Annotated in this window: 13 protein-coding genes; 5 read left to right on the plus strand and 8 right to left on the minus strand. The window is 66.6% G+C overall.

What is annotated here, in order from left to right; translation table 11 throughout:
• Positions 1-4 precede the first annotated feature (4 nt).
• Genes B2W22_RS17160 through dnaE form a run of 5 tightly spaced genes read right to left on the minus strand, consistent with a single transcriptional unit; the run spans position 5 to position 7,305 of the window.
• Positions 5-1,120 carry a glycosyltransferase gene (locus B2W22_RS17160; protein WP_175125709.1) on the minus strand — a complete coding sequence of 372 codons (1,116 nt, stop codon included), beginning with the start codon at positions 1,118-1,120 and terminating at the stop codon, positions 5-7.
• Positions 1,117-1,869, minus strand: coding sequence for a glycosyltransferase family 2 protein (locus B2W22_RS17165; RefSeq protein WP_105238097.1), 753 nt, complete (start codon positions 1,867-1,869; stop codon positions 1,117-1,119). The genes B2W22_RS17160 and B2W22_RS17165 overlap by 4 nt, the downstream gene beginning before the upstream one ends.
• Positions 1,866-2,714: a polysaccharide deacetylase family protein gene (locus tag B2W22_RS17170; RefSeq protein WP_175125711.1), complete on the minus strand. Its 849-nt coding sequence runs from the start codon at positions 2,712-2,714 to the stop codon at positions 1,866-1,868. The genes B2W22_RS17165 and B2W22_RS17170 overlap by 4 nt, the downstream gene beginning before the upstream one ends.
• Positions 2,711-3,814: a glycosyltransferase family 4 protein gene (locus tag B2W22_RS17175; RefSeq protein ID WP_175138732.1), complete on the minus strand. Its 1,104-nt coding sequence runs from the start codon at positions 3,812-3,814 to the stop codon at positions 2,711-2,713. Before B2W22_RS17175 ends, B2W22_RS17170 begins: the two co-directional genes overlap by 4 nt.
• Positions 3,814-7,305 carry a DNA polymerase III subunit alpha gene (gene dnaE, locus B2W22_RS17180; RefSeq protein ID WP_286938965.1) on the minus strand — a complete coding sequence of 1,164 codons (3,492 nt, stop codon included), beginning with the start codon at positions 7,303-7,305 and terminating at the stop codon, positions 3,814-3,816. The genes B2W22_RS17175 and dnaE overlap by 1 nt, the downstream gene beginning before the upstream one ends.
• A 150-nt stretch (positions 7,306-7,455) precedes the next feature.
• Here dnaE and lpxO point away from each other — a divergent pair, with 150 nt between their 5' ends.
• Entirely contained in the window at positions 7,456-8,355 is a 900-nt protein-coding gene (lpxO, locus tag B2W22_RS17185) for a lipid A hydroxylase LpxO (RefSeq protein WP_175125717.1), read from the plus strand.
• A 70-nt stretch (positions 8,356-8,425) separates the two neighbouring features.
• On the opposite strand, the gene hrpA is transcribed toward lpxO, so the two are convergent.
• The 3 genes from hrpA to B2W22_RS17200 all read right to left on the minus strand — a co-directional run bounded on the left by hrpA (position 8,426) and on the right by B2W22_RS17200 (position 14,612).
• The gene (gene hrpA / locus B2W22_RS17190) at positions 8,426-12,430 is read right to left on the minus strand and encodes an ATP-dependent RNA helicase HrpA (protein ID WP_286938966.1); all 4,005 of its coding nucleotides are present in this window, start codon (positions 12,428-12,430) and stop codon (positions 8,426-8,428) included.
• Between the two features lie 84 nt (positions 12,431-12,514).
• Positions 12,515-13,924, minus strand: a complete 1,410-nt coding sequence (locus B2W22_RS17195; protein ID WP_175138736.1) for an FAD-binding oxidoreductase — start codon at positions 13,922-13,924, stop codon at positions 12,515-12,517.
• 7 nt (positions 13,925-13,931) lie between these two features.
• The gene (locus B2W22_RS17200) at positions 13,932-14,612 is read right to left on the minus strand and encodes an aspartate/glutamate racemase family protein (RefSeq protein ID WP_105238090.1); all 681 of its coding nucleotides are present in this window, start codon (positions 14,610-14,612) and stop codon (positions 13,932-13,934) included.
• Positions 14,613-14,786: 174 nt separating this feature from the next.
• On the opposite strand from B2W22_RS17200, the gene B2W22_RS17205 reads away from it, so the two are divergent.
• From B2W22_RS17205 to hydA, 4 genes are all read left to right on the plus strand, one after another.
• Complete coding sequence (locus B2W22_RS17205; RefSeq protein ID WP_175125722.1) at positions 14,787-15,728, plus strand: LysR substrate-binding domain-containing protein; 942 nt, start codon at positions 14,787-14,789, stop codon at positions 15,726-15,728.
• A gap of 120 nt (positions 15,729-15,848) precedes the next feature.
• Positions 15,849-16,775: a dihydrodipicolinate synthase family protein gene (locus B2W22_RS17210; protein ID WP_175125723.1), complete on the plus strand. Its 927-nt coding sequence runs from the start codon at positions 15,849-15,851 to the stop codon at positions 16,773-16,775.
• Positions 16,776-16,788: 13 nt separating this feature from the next.
• Positions 16,789-17,568: an SDR family oxidoreductase gene (locus B2W22_RS17215; protein ID WP_286938969.1), complete on the plus strand. Its 780-nt coding sequence runs from the start codon at positions 16,789-16,791 to the stop codon at positions 17,566-17,568.
• Between the two features lie 28 nt (positions 17,569-17,596).
• Positions 17,597-19,075 carry a dihydropyrimidinase gene (hydA, locus tag B2W22_RS17220; RefSeq protein WP_286938970.1) on the plus strand — a complete coding sequence of 493 codons (1,479 nt, stop codon included), beginning with the start codon at positions 17,597-17,599 and terminating at the stop codon, positions 19,073-19,075.
• Positions 19,076-19,096 lie beyond the last annotated feature (21 nt).

The raw sequence follows: 19,096 nt of genomic DNA on the forward strand, positions 1-19,096 counted from the left end.
TGGGTCAGTGTCCGCCAAGCGTACGCTGATACACATCCACCGTAGCCTGCGCGAAACGCTCCAGGTTGAAGTCGCGCAAACTTGTTTCACGCGCCTTGCTGCCCATCTGTCGGACGACTTCCGGATTGTCCAGCATGAAGCGCAGCTTGGCGGTCATGGCGGGCACGTCGCGCGCCCGCACGATCCAGCCGTCCACGCCGTCCGTTACGTTCTCCGGCAGGCCGCCGGCATCGCTGACGAGCGCGGGCAGGCCCAGTCCCATGATCTCGCGGCAGGCAAACGACAGGGCCTCGCGGTAAGAAAGGACGAAGCCCGCATGGCACGACGCCAGCGCCGCGCGCACGTCGTCGAGCAGCCCGGGAAACTTGACCTGATCGATCATGCCGAGTTCGCGCACCCGCGCAAGCTTGGCCTCGGTGGGCGGATCGCCCGCCACCATCAGCAAGATGCGTGCCTTGTCCGCCGGCGGCAGCGCGGCCGCGGCGGCCACCAAGTCCAGCCAGCCTTTGTCGTAGTCGGTGCCCCCGGCACTGCCCAGCAGCAGCTTGCCTTGCCAATCCGGACCAAAGAAGAGTTCGCGCAGCTTGTCCAGGCTTTCGGGCGGCGGCGGCGCGAAGAAATTGGTATCGATGCCGTGCCGGATGGTGGTGATGGGGCGCTTGCGGTACGGCGAGTGCTCCATCATGCCGCGGATGTAATCGCTGACGGCGATGCCATGATCCGTCGCCAGCGCCACCCGCAGCTTGTGTCCAAAACTGGAAAGCGGGTGATCGTTGTGCTTGGTGAACACGATGCGCGGACGGCGCCGCATGCCCAGCGTGGCCAGCATCACCTGCTTGTGGTCGGCCGAGCCGTTGGCGTGGATGATGTCGAAGCGGCCCTCGGCGATCAGGCGCTGCAGCCGGGCGCGGTCCTTGAACCAGGACGACGGGCGGGTCGTGTAGCGCATGTCCACCGCCGTCACCCCGGGGATGGCCTTGGCGTAGCGGTACAGCCGGCTGGTGCCGGGCACCGCCACGGTGATGTCGTGATCGCGGGCCAGCGCCTTGGCCAGGTTGATGATGTAGGTGACGTGCCCCCCGCCGTTGCCGGCGTGGAAGTTCGTGTAGAGGATCTTCACTTTTTGTTTTCTGCCAGGAACATCAGCTTCGAGTAGCGGAAGAAGCTGCCCGCCGCCGCGGTGACGGCCAGCACGAGTCCGTGGCGGCCATCCAGGAAACCGCGCCGGATCAGGTAGATGCGCACGAAGGTCCAGAAGCCGTGGCCCAGCGCCCCGAAGACCGAGGTGCGCTTGCCCTTGGCATACATCATGGCCGCGGCGTCGGACGAGTAACGGTTGACCTTGTTGATCAGCGCGTCCAGGTTGTCGTACGGATAGTGGTTGAAGTAGCCGCGCATCTGCAGGGGCCGGCCGTTGGCCGGCACCACCCGCTCGTGGACGGCGGCGTCGGTGAAGCGCGCCGTGCCGCGCTTGAAGAGGCGCAGCACGTAGTCGGGCCACCAGCCGCTATGGCGGATGTCGCGGCCGCAGAAATTGGATAGGCGCGCGATCTCGTAGGCGTCGGCGCGGGGCGCGCGCAGCACGTCCTGGATTTCCTGCGCCAACTCGGGGGTGACGCGCTCGTCCGCGTCGATCGACAGCACCCAATCGCCCGTCGCCAGATCCAGCGCGCGGTTCTTTTGCGGACCGAAACCGGGCCAGTCGGCGGTGACTTCAACGCGGGCCCCGAGCGCTTGCGCCAGCTCCACGGTGCCGTCGGTGCTGCCCGAATCCACGACGATGAACTCGTCGGCGAACGACACGGACTTCAGGCAGGCGGCAATATTTGCCGCTTCGTTCTTGGTGATGATGATGACTGATAGCTTCATCCGCGATTCCTAAGACGCTTTTTCCAGGCCTTCCAGGCGTGATAGCGCGGTCCCCAGAACGGGTCGCGCGACAGCCAGATCCGGCGGTTCAGCCAGGACCCGCCCAGATTGCGCACCGCGAAGCGATAGATATGGCCGGGATCCGTGCCGGGCAGGTTCTGGCCGAAAGGGTCGGTAGTGTACAAGTGCCGGAAACCGGCCTGCCGCGCGGCGGCCACGTAGTCTGCGTCGAAATAACCCTGCGGCCAGCACAGGTGATCGCTCACGCCGCCAAGCCGGCGGATCAGGGTGTCGCGCGAATCGTGCAGATCCTGCGCGATGCGTTCGCGCTTGGCGGCCACATCCGCGCCACAGACCTTGTCCCAGCGGGTGTGCGTGTTGGTATGGGAATGGAACTCGAAGGTGCCGGCGGCCTGCATGGCTTCGATTTCGCTCCAGCGCAGCATCGCCTCGTCGGCGCGGCCCGACGCCACGAGTTCCTTGCAGGCGTGGTGATCGGGGGTCGGGGGCAGCGCGCCGCCCTGCCCCGCATGCGGCCGCACGGGGCCGTCGCCGATCCACCCGGTGATAGTGAACAGCACCGCGCGCATGCCGTGGCGGGCCAGGACTGGATGCGCGTGCACCCAATTGTTCAGGTAGCCATCGTCAAAAGTGATGAGCACGGAACGTTCGGGCACGCTGCCGCCGGCCAGGTAGGCCGCGAACTGCGCGGTGGTGAGCGACTGGTAGCCGGCGCGCGCCAGGCGCGCGATCTGCGTTTCGAAGACGTCGGGCGTCGCGGCGATCATGCCACCCGCCGGCGTGATGTGGTGGTACATCAGCACCGGAACGTTGGGCGCGTTCATTTGCGGCGCTCCGCCAGCCAGCGCGTATAGATCGCCTCCGTGGTTTCCGCAAGGCGCGCGGGAGAAAACACGCCCTCTTCCCAGACCATCTTGCGGCCGGCCTCGCCCATGGTGCGGCGTAGGGCCGGGTCGTCGATCAGGCGCTCGAGTGCGGTGGTCAAGGCGAGCGAGTTCTTGGGCGGGACCAGAAAGCCCGTCACGCCGTCCCGGAACATCTCGGATACGCCGCCGACGTTCGTGCCGACGACCGGCAGGCCGCTCGCCTGCGCCTCGACATAGACCGTACCGGAGGCTTCCTGTTGTGTGGCCAGGGCGAAGAGGTCGAATCCCGCCAGCAGATTGGGGACGTCGCGCCGTGTGCCCATCAGGTGGATCCGGTCTTGCAGGCCGCGCTGAGCAATGTACGCCTGCGTCTGCTCGAAGACCGGCGAACCGGCGCCCACGAACACCAGATGCAGCTTCGGACGCACGGCCATCAGCGGCGCCATGGCGTCGATCAGGTCCTTGTGGCCCTTGGTGGCGCGCATGACGGCCACACAGCCCACGACGATGTCGTCGTCGGCCAGGCCGAGTTCGTCACGCAAGGTGGAGTGCTCGACGGGCGCGGGCAGCACGATGGGCGAATACACGGTCGCGATCTTCTCGGCCGGGACGCCGCGGCTGATCAGGTATTCGCGCACATGGTCGCTGACGGCGGTGACGCGGTGCGGCAGGATGGTGTAAGACCACATCGAGCCGACCACGTTGGACAGGTGGCGGGTGCGCACGATGAGGGGCGTACCTGCCATGCGTCCGGCCAGGGCGGCGATGACCGTGTCGCGCCGGCTGTGGGTATTGAGCACGTCAAAGCGCCCCGCCTTCAGGATCTGGCGGACGGCGGGGACGCCCTTCAAATAGGCCACCGTCCCCTTCATATCGACGGCATGCACGGTGAAACCGGCATCCCGCAGACGCTCGGTCAGTTGCGCGCGCGGCTGGCAGATCGCTTCGACATGATGCCCGCGCGCCCGCATGGCATGCATTTCCTTGAAAATTCGTCCTTCCTGTCCACCAAAGGCGGTGGCGGCTTCCGAATGCACGATACGTAGACTGGAAGACATCAGTACGTAACCTCCACGCCGTCCGGTTTGGTCCAGGCGTTCAGGTTGGCGAGCAGCGTGTCGGCCATGCGCACGCGCCATTCCTCGCCTAGCCTGATCGTGCACAGGAAATTGTTCTTGGTGTAGACGATGTCGACCGGCACGCCTGGAATGCCGTTCTCGGGTTCGGCGCGGAACGGGTTGAGCATCTGGCGCAGACGGGCCGCATCGGCGCTGCCGTTGAGCTTGACGCGCAGCGACTTGGCGCGGGCTTCGCGCGCAAGCTGCAGGTCATAAAGCTGCTCGGCGACGATGCGCATGCCGCCGGAATAGTCGTCGTTGCTGACCTTGCCCTGCACGATGACGAGCTGGTCTTCGCGCAGCCGGTTGCGGTGCTTTTCAAAGAGTTCGTTGAAGACCGAGATTTCCACCTGCGCCGTGCCGTCGTCCAGCACGGCAAAGACCATCTTGCCGCGGCGGGTCATCATCACGCGCACGCTGGCCAGCACGCCGCACATCCATTGCAGGTCGCGCTGCGGCTCCACGCGGGCCAGCTGCATCGGCACGATGCGGCGCACTTCGTCGCGCCACGCATCGAACAGGTGGCCGCTGTAGTAATAGCCCAGCGCGGATTTTTCTTCGGTCAGTTTCTTGTGCAGATCCCACGGCGCGACCTTGGCCAGTTCGCCCGCGACCACGTCGCCGCTGTCGTCGCCAAAAAGCGAGGCCTGGTTGGCGCTGCGGGCGGCCTGCTCGGCCGCTTCCATGGCGGTGGGCACGGAGGCCAGCATCGCGGCGCGGTTCGGCTCGATGGTGTCGAACGCGCCGGCCTTGATCAGGGCCTCGATGGTGCGGCGGTTGACGGCCTGCTTGCTGACGCGGCGGCAGAAGTCGAACAGGTTCAGGAACGGGCCGCCTTCCTTGCGCGCACGCAGGATGTCCTCGACGGCGCCCTGCCCGGTGCCCTTGACGGCGCCCAGCCCGTAACGCATGGTGCGCGGCGGCTTGCCTTTTTCGGTGTGCTTGTCGGCGACGGGTTCGAACCGGTAGCCCGAATGGTTGACGTCGGGCGGCAACACCTCGACGCCGTTGTCCTGGGCGTCGCGGCAGAAGATCTGGACCTTGTCGGTGTCGTCCATGTCCGAAGACATGGTGGCGGCCAGGAACTCGGTCGGGTGGTAGGCCTTCAGCCAGGCGGTCTGGTACGAGATCAGCGCGTACGCGGCCGAGTGCGACTTGTTGAAGCCGTAGCCCGCGAACTTCTCCATCAGGTCGAAGAGCTTGACCGCCAGATCCGGATCGTGGCCCTTTTCCTTGGCGCCCTGTTCGAACAGTTCGCGGTGCTTGGCCATTTCCTCGGGCTTTTTCTTGCCCATGGCCCGGCGCAGCAGGTCGGCGCCGCCCAGCGAATAGCCCCCGATGATCTGGGAGATCAGCATCACCTGTTCCTGGTAGACGATGACCCCGTAGGTGCTCTTGAGGGTGGCTTCCAGGTCCGGGTGGAAATAATCGACCGCCGCGCGCCCGTGCTTGCGGTTCACGAAGTCGTCCACCATGCCCGATTCCAGCGGCCCCGGACGATACAGGGCCAGCATGGCGATGATGTCTTCGAACGTATTGGGCCGCAGCTTCTTGAGCAGCTCTTTCATGCCGCGCGATTCAAGCTGGAACACCGCGGTGGTGTTCGCGTCGCACAGGATCTTGTAGGCCGCCGGATCGTCCAGGGACAGCGCCATGACGTCGAAGTCGCGCTTTTCGGCGTTGAACTGGCGCACGTAGCGCACGGCCCAGTCCAGGATGGTCAGGTTGCGCAGGCCCAGGAAGTCGAACTTCACCAGGCCGGCCGCCTCGACGTCGTCCTTGTCGAACTGCGAGACCGCGCTGTTTTCCTGGCCCGGCTGGCAATACAGCGGGCAGAAGTCGGTGAGCTTGCCGGGCGCGATCAGCACCCCGCCCGCGTGCATGCCGATGTTGCGGGTCAGGCCTTCGAGCGGCTTGGCCAGGTCGACCAGCGCGCGGACTTCTTCTTCCTGCTCGTAGCGGTCCTTGAAGGCGGGCTCGTCCTTGAGCGTGCGTTCCAGCGTCCACGGATCCATCGGATTGAACGGGATCAGCTTGGACAGGCCGTCGCAGAACATGTAGGGCATGTCCAGCACACGGCCGGCGTCGCGCACCACGGCCTTGGCGCCCAGCGTACCGAACGTGGCGATCTGGCTGACGGCGGCGCGGCCGTATTTTTCCTTGACGTAGTCGATGACCCGTTCGCGGTTGTCCTGGCAGAAGTCGATATCGAAGTCGGGCATGGAGACCCGCTCGGGATTCAGGAAGCGCTCGAACAGCAGGTCATAGCGGATGGGGTCGAGGTCGGTGATGCCCAGCGCGTAGGCCACCAGCGAACCGGCGCCCGAGCCCCGGCCCGGGCCGACCGGCACGCCGTTGTTCTTGCCCCAGTTGATGAAGTCCTGAACGATCAGGAAGTAGCCGGGAAAGCCCATCTGGATGATGGTCTTGCACTCCCAGCGCAGCCGCTCGTAGTACTGCTCGCGCTTGGACTCGCGTTCGGCGACGTCCGGGAACAGGAACTCCATGCGCTTTTCGAGGCCCTCTTCGGAGAGCTGGACCAGATAATCGTCCAGCGTCACGCCGTCGGGGGTCGGGAAATTGGGCAGGCGCGGCTTGCCCAGCACCAAGCTCAGGTTGCAACGCTTGGCGATTTCGACCGTGTTGGCCAGCGCCGACGGCACGTCGGCGAAGCGGCGCGCCATTTCCTCGGAGCTGAGCAGATACTGCTCTTTCGAGAACCGGCGCACGCGGCGCGGGTTGGCCAGGATTTCACCTTCGGCGATGCAGACGCGCGCCTCGTGCGCCTGGAATTCGAATTCGTCGAGGAACTGCACGGGATGGGTGGCGACCACCGGCAGCCCGGCTTCCGAGGCCAGCCGCATGGCGGCCTGGCAGTAGCCTTCGTCGCCGTCCATGCCGGCGCGCTGCAATTCGACGTAGTAGCTGCCCGGGAACATCAGCGCCCACTGGCGCGCCAGGGCCAGCGCCGACACGGCGTTGCCGGCCTCGAGCGCCTGCCCGACGTCGCCGGCGCGCCCGCCGGACAGGGCGATGAGACCAGTCTGTCCTTGGAGCCATTCGCGGCGGATTTCGGCCCGGCCCTTGCCCTGGTTCGTCAGGAACGCCTTGGACAGCAGTTCGCACAGATTCAGGTAACCCTGGTGGTTGCGCACGAGCAACAGCAGGCGGAAGGGCTTCGCCGGATCTTCGTCGTTGGAAATCCAGACGTCGCAGCCTGCGATGGGCTTGACCCCCGCGCCGCGTGCACCCTTATAGAATTTGATCAGTCCGAACAGGTTGGACAGATCGGTCAGGGCGACGGCGGGCTGGCCCAGCTTGGCCACGCGCTTGATGAGGTCGGGGATACGCACCGTACCGTCCACGACCGAGAACTCGGAGTGGACGCGCAGGTGAACAAATGGGGTCGGGGTCGTTACGGCTTCGGACATGGCGGAATTGTACCCAGCGGCCGACCGCCCTAGAACAATCCTTGCATCAGAACCCGCCAGTTGCATCCCGCCCTGACGGGATCCGCCCGGGAGGCTTGTGGGACAATACCGCCCATACCGCACTACCCCGTCGCACGACGAGACATACCTATGAAATGGTTAATACCTGGGATCTGGCTGGCCGCCATCCTGTTCGCGCACTTCCGAGGCCGCGTCAAACTGCCCCTGGGACGGCAATTCCTGGACCATTCGGTGCTGCTGGCGCCGATCAACGCGTTCATGGTGCTGACGTCCCGCGTGCCCACGACGCCGTACCTGACGACCAGCGAAATCGCCGAACTGAAAGTGCTGGACGACAACTGGGAGACGATCCGCGAAGAGGCCATGCAGATGGCCGAGCTTCGCCGGATCAAGGCGGCCGACACCCATAACGACATCGGTTTCAACTCGTTCTTCAAGTATGGCTGGAAGCGGTTCTACCTGAAGTGGTACGACGCCCGCCACCCCTCGGCTGAGGAACTCTGCCCCAAGACGGTCGCCATCCTGAAGGGCCTGCCCAAGGTCAAGGCCGCCATGTTTGCCGAGCTGCCGCCGGGCGGCCAGCTCAATCCGCACCGTGACCCGTTTGCCGGGTCGCTGCGCTATCACCTGGGACTGGTCACGCCCAACGACGACGGCTGCCACATCATCGTTGATGGCGAGCACTACAGCTGGCGCGACGGCGAAAGCGTGGTGTTCGACGAGACCTACGTCCACGAGGCCTACAACAAGACGGGCGAGAACCGGATCATCCTGTTCTGCGACGTCGAGCGTCCGCTGAAGTGGCGCTGGGCCGAGGCCTTCAACCGCTGGTTCGGCCGCAAGGTCATGTCGGCGGCCAGCTCGCCCAACGACGGTGGCGACCAGACGGGGGCCATCAACAAGCTGACCCATGCGCACTGGGTGATCGACCAGAAGCGCAAGGCATTCAAGAAGTGGAACCGCACGGCGTACAAGGCCACGAAGTACGGGCTGATCGCGTTGGTGATCGTCGGGTTCTTGGCGCTGTAAAGACGCCGCAAAAAAAAATCGGGCCGCAAAGCGATTTGCGGCCCGTTTTGCATGTGGCGCCAGCTAGCGCTTAGCGCTGCAAGGATTCCCAGCTTTTCATCAGCCGCTTGACCGACACCGGCATCGGCGTACGCAGCTCCTGGGCGAAGAGCGCGACCCGCAACTCCTCGAACAGCCAGCGGAACTCGTCCAGGCGGGGATCGGCCGCGCCTTTCAGCGCCGCGCGGGCGCGCTGGTATTGCGTGACCAGCGGCGCCATTTCCGACACCAGCTTTGCGTCCCGCGCCGGGTCGGCGCGCAGCTTGTCGATGCGCGCGACCGCCGCCTTCAGGTAGCGCGGAAAGTGCGACAACTGCGCGTGCGGCGTGTCTCGGATGAACCACTTGGGCATCAGCGCACCCAGTTGCTGCTGCAGATCCGCGTACGCGGCCGCGTGGGGCTTGGCCTGCGGCAGCTTGCGTTGAAGCGCCGCATATTCCGTCAGCACCGCGCCCGCCAGCCGCGCGACCTCCTGGGCCAGCAGACCCAACCGGCCCTTGCCCTCGGCGCGGCGGGCTTCGAACTGCTGCTCGTTCACCGGCCAGGGCTCAGCAAGACACGCCTGCCCCAGCGCGCAGTCGATGATCTGGTCGCGCAGCTCTTCCTGCGTGCCCAGCGTCATGTACAGCATGCTGATCTTGGTGAGGTCGGTAAGGTTCTTTTCGAGGAACTTCACCTGCTCGCGCAGGCCCAGCCGGAAGAGCTTCAACAGGCCCGCGCGATGGTGCTTGCGTGCCTCGTCGGGATCGTCGAACACGTCCAGGTCGCAATGCGCCCCCCGGTCCACCAGCGCCGGATAGCCGATGACGGACTGGCCGCGCCGCTTGATCTCCATGATCTCGGGCAACGGCCCGAACGACCAGGAGGTCAGGTTTTCGTGCGCCAGCGCCTGCGCGACCTGCGTGTCGCTGGCCGCCAGTTGCTGGAAGGTGGCCTGGGCCTGCTTGCCGAATTCGGCGCGCAGTTGCGCCAGATTGCGGCCGGCGGCCAGCATGCGGCCGTGCTCGTCCACGACGCGGAAGTTCATGAACAGATGCGCCGGCAGGGTTTCCAGCTTGAAGTCCCCCACCGCCGGACGGACCTGCACCTGGTCCCACATGTCGGCGATGATGGCATCCACCAGCCCCGTCTGCGGGTCGGGCAGGCGCTCGAACCAGCGGTCGTAGAAACCCGCGGCGTAGTCGGGCAACGGCACGCAATGGCGGCGCAGCTTCTGCGGCAGCGACTTGAGCAGCAGGTGCACCTTTTCCTTCAGCATGCCGGGCACCAGCCACTCGCAGCGCGCAGGATCGATCTGGTTCAGCGCGAACAGCGGCACCGACAGCGTGACGCCGTCGCGCGGCGAGCCGGGCTCGAAGTGGTAGTCCAGCGCCATCGACACGCCCTGCCATTCCACCTTCTTGGGAAAGACATCGGTCGTGACGCCGGCCGCCTCGTGCCGCATCAGCTCGTCGCGCGTCAGCATCAGCTTGGCGGCGGCCGCCTTGTCCAGGCCGCTCACCCACTTTTCCAGCGATGCGGTCTGCGAGATGTCGGCGGGAAGCTGCCGGTCGTAGAACGCGTAGATCAGCTCATCATCGACCAGGATGTCCGGCCGCCGCGTCTGGTGTTCAAGCTTTTCGATACCCGCGATGAGCTTGCGGTTGTGCGCGACGAACGGCAGGCGCGTGTCGATTTCGCCGGGCACCAGCGCCTGGCGGATGAAGAGTTCGCGTGCATGGGTGGGATTCACGCGGCCGTAGTGAATGCGACGGCCGGTGTAGATGGCCAGGCCGTAAAGCGTGGCCCGCTCGTTGGCCACGACCTGCCCGGCCTTCTTTTCCCAGCGCGGGTCCGACCAGTTCTTGCGGATCAGGTGCGCGCCGACCTTTTCCAGCCACACGGGGTCGATGCGCGCCACGCAGCGCGCGTACAGGCGCGTGGTCTCGACCAGTTCGGCCGCCATGATCCAGCGGCCGGCCTTCTTCACCAGACGCGAACCCGGATGGATGTGGAAGCGGATGTCGCGCGCGCCCTGGTAGCTGCCGCCTTCGTCGCTCTTGAAGCCGATGTTGCCCAAAAGGCCCGACAACAGCGCCATGTGCAGCTGTTCGTACGTGGCTTCAGACTGATTGACGCGCCAGCCCTGTTCGCCCACCAGCGCCGACAGCTGTGTGTGCACGTCGTGCCACTCGCGCAGGCGGATGGGCGACAGGAAGTTCTGCCGCAACAGGCCCACCAGCTTGCGCTGCGATGCCTTGTGCTGCACCTGTTCGCCATACCAGCGCCACAGTTTCACGAAAGAAATGAACTCGGACTTGTCGTCGCCGAACTTGGCGTGCGCGGCCTCGGCGGCCTCGCGCTCCTGCATGGGGCGATCACGCGGATCCTGCACGGACAGCGCCGAGGCGATGATCAGCATTTCGGCCAGGCACTGGTGTTCTCGCGCGGCCAGGATCATCCGGCCGATGCGCGGGTCCACGGGCAGCTTGGCCAGCTCATCGCCGGTGCGGGTCAGGACAAAAGACGCGCCCGTGCGCCCGTCGTCGGCGTCGTCGTCGGACGCCGACGCCAGTTCAATGGCGCCCAGTTCCTGCAGCAGGTGGTAGCCGTCGGCCACCGCCCGTCCCGGCGGCGCCTCGACGAAGGGGAATTGTTCGATGTCGTCGAGCTTGAGCGACTTCATCCGCAGGATGACCGACGCTAGCGACGAGCGCAGCACTTCGGGATCGGTGAAGGCCGCGCGGTTGTTGAAATCCAGCTCGTCGTAGAGCCGGATGCAGACGCCCGGCCCCACGCGGCCGCAACGGCCGGCGCGCTGGTTGGCCGAGGCGCGGCTGATGGGCTCGATGCGCAGCTGCTCGACCTTGTTGCGCCACGAATAGCGCTTGATGCGGGCCAGGCCGCTGTCGACCACGAAGCGGATGCCGGGCACCGTCAGCGAGGTTTCCGCCACGTTGGTGGCCAGCACGATGCGGCGCGCGTTGCCGCGCGGGCGGAAGATCTGTTCCTGCTCGGCCTGCGACAGGCGCGCGAACAGCGGCAGGACCTCGGTGCCGGCCGGGTGCCGCTTGCGCAGCGCTTCGGCCGATTCGCGGATTTCGCGTTCGCCGGGCAGGAACACCAGCACGTCGCCCGGACCATGCCGCGCGCATTCGTCGACGGCGTCGACGATGGCGTCGATCAGGTCGCGCTCTTCGTCGCCCGACATGCGCTCGCGGTCGCGCCCGGCCTTGTTGGGCGCCGGCGCGTTGTCGTCGGCGGCGGGCTCTTCGCGCACGGGCCGATAGCGCACTTCCACGGGATACAGGCGCCCCGAGACTTCGATGACCGGCGCGGGCTTGTCTTCCGACGCGGCAAAGTGCCTGGCGAAGCGTTCGGCGTCGATGGTGGCCGACGTGATGATGAGCTTGAGGTCCGGACGCCGCGGCAAGAGCTGCTTGAGGTAGCCCAGCAGGAAGTCGATGTTCAGGCTGCGTTCGTGCGCTTCGTCGATGATGATCGTGTCGTAGCGGCGCAGCAGCGGATCGCGCTGCGACTCGGCCAGCAGGATGCCGTCCGTCATCAGCTTGATGGACGCGTTGGGCCCAGTGCGGTCGTTGAACCGCACCTGATAGCCGACGACCTCGCCCATGGGCGTGTTCAGTTCCTCGGCGATGCGCTTGGCCACCGAGGTCGCCGCCAGGCGGCGCGGCTGCGTGTGGCCGATCATCTTCTGGCGGCCACGGCCCAGTTCCAGGCAGATCTTCGGAAGCTGCGTGGTCTTGCCCGAGCCGGTTTCGCCGCTGACGATCACGACCTGATGGCCGGCGATGGCGCGCGCGATCTCCTGCCGCCGTGCGCTGACGGGCAGGTCTTCGGGGTAGGTAACGGCCGGGATGGGCCGTTCGGGACGGGGCGCGGCGGGACGGCCTTCGGGACGGGCCCGGGGGGCTTGCCGGGCGGCTTGCCGAGGGTCCGGCTGAGCACTTTGCCGGGCGTCTTCCGGGGTCTGCTCCCGGTCAGTGGCGCGCGGCGCCGGCTTCTTCGGCGCCCGCGGGCTGGAGGATTCAGGCATGTAGGATTTATCCGATTAGCCCGCCATTATAAATTTCTGGCGGACTTCGCGCGCGCGGCCCCTGGCTGCCCGCGCGCGGGGCTCCTACAGCAGCTTGCCGGGGTTCATGAGCTGATTGGGATCTAGCGCCCGCTTGATCATCAGCATCAGGTCCATTTCAACCGGCGACTTGTAGCGGCGCAGCTCGTCGCGCCGCAATTGGCCCACGCCGTGTTCGGCGCTGATGCTGCCGCCGCGCTGCGCCACCAGGTCGTGCACGCGGCGGTTCAGCGCCGCGGTCAGCCGGGCGTACTCGGCGGGCGCCACGTCCGGCGGCAGCAGCACGTTGTAGTGCAGGTTGCCGTCGCCGATGTGGCCAAAGTTGATGATGGGCAGTCCCGGAAAATCCGACACCAGCGCCAGATCCGCTTCCTCGACGAATGCGGCCAGGCGCGAGATGGGCAGCGCGATGTCGTGCTTGACCGCCTTGCCCGCGCGCACCTGCGCCTGCGAGATGCCTTCTCGCAGCCGCCACAGCGTCTGGACCTGCGTGTCGTTCATTGCGACGACGCAGTCCTGGATGACGCCGTCCTCCAGCGCCGCGCCGAGCGCCGCTTCCAGCAAGGCGGGCAGGCCGGCGGGCTCGGTGTCCGACAGTTCCAGAAGCGCGTGATAGGCATGGCGGGCGGCCAGCGGACTGGCCGCGCCGCTGACGTGCGCCACCACCAGATCCAGGCAATGCGCCGACATCATTTCGAACGCGGTCAGCCGTTCGCCGCAGACGCCCTGCATGCGGCTCAATAACGCCACGATTTGCGCGGGCGTATCCGCCCCCACCCACGCCGCCACGCGGCCCGCCGGCGCAGGGTACAGCTTGAGCACCGCGCCGGTGATGATGCCCAGCGTGCCCTCCGAGCCGATGAAGAGACTCTTGAGGTCGTAGCCGGTGTTGTCCTTGCGCAGGCCGCGCAGGCCATTCCAGACGCGGCCGTCGGGCAGCACCACCTCCAGCCCCAGCGCCAGGTCGCGCGTGTTGCCGTAGCGCAGCACCGCGGTGCCGCCGGCATTGGTGGCCAGATTGCCGCCGATGGTGCAGCTGCCCTCCGCGCCCAGACTCAGCGGGAAAAACCGCCCGACCTCGCGCGCGGCGGCCTGCACGTCGGCCAGCAGCACGCCGGCGTCCGCACACAGCGTGTTGTTGACCGGATCGACCTCGCGGATGCGTTTCATGCGGTTCAGGCTCAGGATCACCTGCGCGCCGCTGCCGTCGGGCGTGGCGCCCCCGCTCATACCGGTATTGCCGCCCTGCGGCACCACCGGCGTGCGCGTCTGATGGCACAGACGCATGACGGCCGACACCTCGGTGGCGTTGCGTGGCCGCACCACCACTGGCGTGCTGCCCTGCCACTTGCCCAGCCAGTCGCGCACGTAGGGCCCCTGCCCCTCGGCGTCCAGCACCAGCCCGTTGTCGCCGACCAGATGCGACAGCCGTTCGATCAGTTCGTGGTTGCGCATGGTGGCCTCAGGCGCCGTGCCAGTTCAGCCGGATGCGGCCGATCGCCATCGCCGCGGCAGCCTGTGTCGGCTCGACGACGGGCAGGCCCAGCTCGGCCTGCAGCCAGCCGCGATACGCGGCCATGCCGGCGCAGCCCAGCACCAGCACGTCGGCCTGATGCTCGTCGCGCAACCGCGCGCCCACGTGCAAAAGGCGCTCGCGGGTACGCGCCTCGTCCGACAGTTCGACCACGCCCAGATCCAGCGGCAGCTCGGCCGCCACGCGGCCCGACAGGCCGATCGCGCCGAACATGCGTCCGTGGCGCGGCAGCGATTGGCGCAGGATCGCAATCACACCGACGCGCTGGCCCAGCGTCAGCGCGGTCAGCATGCCGCATTCGCTGATGCCCAGCACGGGCTTGCGCGTGGCTTCGCGCACCGCGTGCAGGCCAGGATCGCTGAAGCAGGCGATGACGTAGCCTGCGGCGGCCGCGCCGTGCTCCGCATCGAGCTTGCGCACCAGCGCGGCGAGCGGCAACGTCACGCTTTCGACGTCGAGCTGCGTCTGGACGCCCGCCGGTCCTTCGGCCAGCGTCAGGCATTGGATGCGCGGACCGCCGGCCATGCGCAGCGGCTCCAGCGCCGCGTCGAATGCGTCCGTCACGGCTTGCGTGGAATTGGGATTGATCACAAACAGGGTCTGTTCCATTCGTCCGTCCTGGTCGTCCGTCCTGGTGGTGGCGGGGCCCGGGCCACGCTGGCGCGGGCGGGGGCAAGGTACGGCGCCAGTCTATCTGCGGGCGGCCTGAGCATGTATTGTCAATTTGTGCGCTGCCCTTAACCCTTTGTTATGCTCGTCGCGTCAATTCGGAGCGGGTGCGCCATGCAACTGAATCTGCGGCAAATCGAAGTTTTCCGGGCGGTGATGACCACGGGTTCGATCAGCGGGGCGGCCAAGCTGCTGTTCGTGTCGCAGCCTGCGGTCAGCCGGTTGCTGTCGCACACGGAACAGCGGCTTGGCTTCGCGCTGTTCGAGCGCATCAAGGGCCGGCTGTATCCCACGCCCGAATCCCGGCAGCTCTTTCGCGAAGTGGAAACGGTCTATGCCGGCGTGCGGCGCGTGGAAGAACTGGCTTCGGAATTGTCCGAGCGCCGCAGCGGCATCCTGCATCTGGTGTCCAGCCCCAGCATCGGCCACATGCTCGTGCCCCTGACCATCTCCCGCTTTCGCGAAACGCACCCCGACGTCAAGGTCACCTTTCAGCCGCTGACGCAGCAGCCCCTGACGCAGATGCTGCTCGACAATCGCGCCGAACTGGGCGTGGTGATCCTGCCCGTGCAGCACCCGAATCTGCTGACCCAGCCGATCGGCCAGGCACGGCTGGTCTGCATCTGCCCGTACAACCATCCGCTTGCCCATCGCTCGCTGCTATCCATCGGCGACCTGTTGCCCTACCCGCTGATTTCGTACGGCGGCGACACGCCGTTCGGCATGCTGGTCGAGCAGATGTACCACGAGGCCGGACAGGCCCGCCGGCTGGCGGTGGAAGTGAGTTCGCCGCAGAACGCGTGCTCGCTGGTGCAGGCCGGTGCGGGCATCGCCATCGTCGATGAATTCTCCGTCAAGAGCCGCACGCAAGGCGACTTTGTGGTGCGCCCGATCGACCAGGCAAAAATCCTGACGGCAAGCCTGGTGCAGTCGCGCTTCGAACCGCTGTCGCAGCTTGCGCAGGCCTTTGTCGACGTGCTGCGCCACACGCTTTGCGAACAGGGTTTCGAGCTGTCCGCAAACGTCCAGGCAAACCCTGCCAAGGGTAAACCTTGACTTAACTGGCTGTTATACCAAGGCAATAAAAAAGCAAGTGGAGTTCTAAAACTTCCGCTTTAGGATGACATCGAAACGTCGCTTCCGATTTCGGTTTTCACGCATCCTGACGGAGAAAAGATGGCAGCCTCCATCGACGCCAAAGGCGTCTTCACCATTTGCCCCACGCCCTTTGACGACGCCCTGCGGGTCGATGCCGACAGCATCCGCACGCTGGTCGACTTCCTGCTTGAAACCGGCGTGACCGGGCTGGCCATCCTGGGCTTTCTGGGCGAGTTGCACAAGCTGTCCAACGACGAGCGCCGGCTGGTGCTGGACACCTTCGTCAAGCACACGAACGGCCGCGTGCCGGTGTGGGTTGGCGTGCGAGCCCATGGCATCGCCGGCGCCATCGAGCAGGCCCGCGAAGCGCAGGAGCTGGGCGCATCGGCCGTGTTCGCGGCGCCCCTGGACAACGCCAGCGATGCCCTGCTGTTCGACTACTACAAGGCAGTGGCCGACGCCGTGAAGATTCCGGTCGTGATCCACGACTTTCCGGACTCCTTCGGCACCGAGATCCGCCCCGAAGTGGTGGCGCGCCTGGGCCGCGAAGGCGGCGTGCACATGATCAAGATGGAAGAGCCGCCGGTGGGGCAGAAGATCAGCCGCATCCGCGAACTGGTGCCGGACGCCGACATGGCCATCTTCGGCGGCCTGGGGGGCGTGTACTTCCTGGAAGAGCTGCAGCGCGGCGCGGTCGGCACGATGACCGGCTTTGCGTTCCCGGAGATCCTGGTCGCCATCTACGAACGCTACGCCAGTGGCGACCACGCCGGGGCTGCCGCGATCTTCGATCGCTACTGCCCGCTGATCCGCTACGAGTTCCAGCCCAAGATCGGGCTGGCGTTGCGCAAGTACGTCTATCAGCGCCGCGGCGCCATCAAGAGCCACGCGCTGCGCGCGCCCGGGATGCGGATCGATCCGGTGACCGCCGCCGAACTGGAGGCGACCGTCGCGCGCGTCGGGCTGTCGCTGGGCGCCACCGGCCGCCAACCCGTGCAGGGTTGAAAGGAGCGAACGCATGGACCTCGGAATCAAGGGCAAGCACGCGCTGGTGTGCGCATCCAGCAAAGGCCTGGGCTACGCCTGCGCACTATCTCTGGCGCGCGAAGGCGTGAATCTGGTGATGGCCGCGCGAACCACGACCACGCTGGACGCCGCGGCGGACGCGATCCGACGCGAGACCGGCGCGTCGGTTGTCACGGTGGCGGCCGACGTCACCACCGAGGCCGGCAGGCAGGCGCTGCTGGCGGCCTGCCCCGAACCCGACATCCTGGTCACCAACGCGGGCGGGCCGAAGCCCGGGGACTTTCGCGAGTGGTCGCGCGAAGACTGGATTGCCGCGCTGGACGCCAACATGCTGACGCCCATTGCGCTGATCCGCGCGACCGTCGACGGCATGATCGCGCGCCGCTTTGGCCGCATCGTCAACATCACGTCCGCCGCCGTGAAAATGCCCATCGACATCCTGGGCTTGTCCAACGGCGCGCGGGCCGGGCTGACCGGCTTTGTGGCGGGTCTGGCGCGCCAGACCGTGCGCCACGGCGTCACGATCAACAACCTGCTGCCCGGCCCGTTCCTGACGGATCGCCTGCGGCAGACCGCAGAACGCAGTGCACGCGACAGCGGCAAGACGGTGGACGACGTGCTGGCCGCCCGGCTGGCGGGCATTCCTGCCGGCCGTTATGGCGACCCCGCCGAATTCGGCGACGCCTGCGCCTTCCTGTGCGGCGCGCGCGCCGGCTTCATGACGGGGCAGAACCTGGTGCTGGACGGCGGCATCTATCCCGGAACGCTTTGACCCACTCCTTGCGCGGAACCCCTTACCCATGACCGATACCGCAGCATTCGACCTGACGATTCGCAATGGCCGCATCAGCACCGCCACCGACACCTTTCACGCCGACATCGGCGTGCGCGACGGGGTGATCGTCGCGTTGGGACAGGGCCTGCCGCCGGGCGCGCGGGACATCGACGCCGCTGGCCGGTGGGTGCTGCCGGGCGGCATCGACAGCCACTGTCACGTCGAGCAACTGTCCGGCATGGGCATCATGTGCGCCGATGACTTCTACAGCGCGACCGTCTCGGCGGCATTCGGCGGCACCACCACCATCATTCCGTTCGCCGCCCAGCACCGCGGCAATGCGTTGCCGGAAGTGGTGGCCGACTACGCCCGCCGCGCCGAGGAAAAGGCGGTCATCGACTACGGCTTTCACCTGATCCTGTCCGATCCCACGGAACAGGCGCTCAAGCACGATCTGCCCGAACTCATCAAGAACGGCATTACGTCCTTCAAGGTGTTCATGACGTATGACCGCCTGAAGCTGGACGATTACCAGTTGCTGGACGTGCTGGAGGTCGCCGACCGCGAGGGCGCGCTGGTGATGGTCCATGCCGAAAACAACGACATGATCCGCTGGGTAGCCCGCCGTCTGGCCGAGCGCGGCATGACGGCGCCCAAGTATCACGCCGTGGCGCACACGCCGCTGGCCGAAAGCGAGGCAACGAATCGTGCCGTGACGCTGGCCCGCATGATGGACGTGCCCATCCTGATCGTTCACGTCGCGGGGCTGGAAGCAGTGCGCGTGGTGCATTCGTCGCAAGCGCTGGGGCTGCCGATTCACGCTGAAAGCTGCCCGCAGTACCTGTTCCTGACGGCCGATGACATCGACGCGCCCGGCCTGGAAGGCGCCAAGTTCTGCTGCAGCCCGCCCCCGCGCGATGCGGCCTCGCAGGAAGCCGTCTGGCAGGGCCTGATCGACGGCACCCTGCAGATCTATTCCTCCGACCACGCGCCCTACCGCTTCGACGCCAGCGGCAAGCTGCCCAAGGGCGACGCCACCACGTTCAAGGACGTGGCCAACGGCGTGCCGGGACTGGAAGTGCGCATGCCGCTGCTCTTCTCCGAAGGCGTGCTGGGCGGGCGCATCTCGATCGAACGCTTCGTGGCGCTGACCGCCGCCAATCATGCCCGCACGTACGGCCTGTACCCGCAAAAAGGCACGATCGCGGTGGGCGCGGACGCCGACATCGCGATCTGGAATCCGGAACGGGAGGTCACGATCTCCGCGTCCATGCTGCACGACAACGTCGGCTACACGCCCTACGAGGGCCGAACCGTGCGCGGCTGGCCCGAGGTGGTCATCAGCCGCGGCCGCATCGCTATTGAGAACGGCCAGCTGCATGTCGAGCGCGGCAGCGGCCGCTTCGTCAAGCGCGGCACGCCCGAGCCCGTATTGCGCCAGCGCCTGACCGGCAATCCCAACGCGCTGGTGCGCAAGTATTTTTCGGCCGATAGCGCCGCCTGAGTCATTGCGAAAGGAACCCGG

This window comes from Achromobacter sp. UBA4530, from assembly GCF_002388205.1.
GTDB classification, from domain to species: domain Bacteria; phylum Pseudomonadota; class Gammaproteobacteria; order Burkholderiales; family Burkholderiaceae_B; genus Achromobacter; species Achromobacter animicus.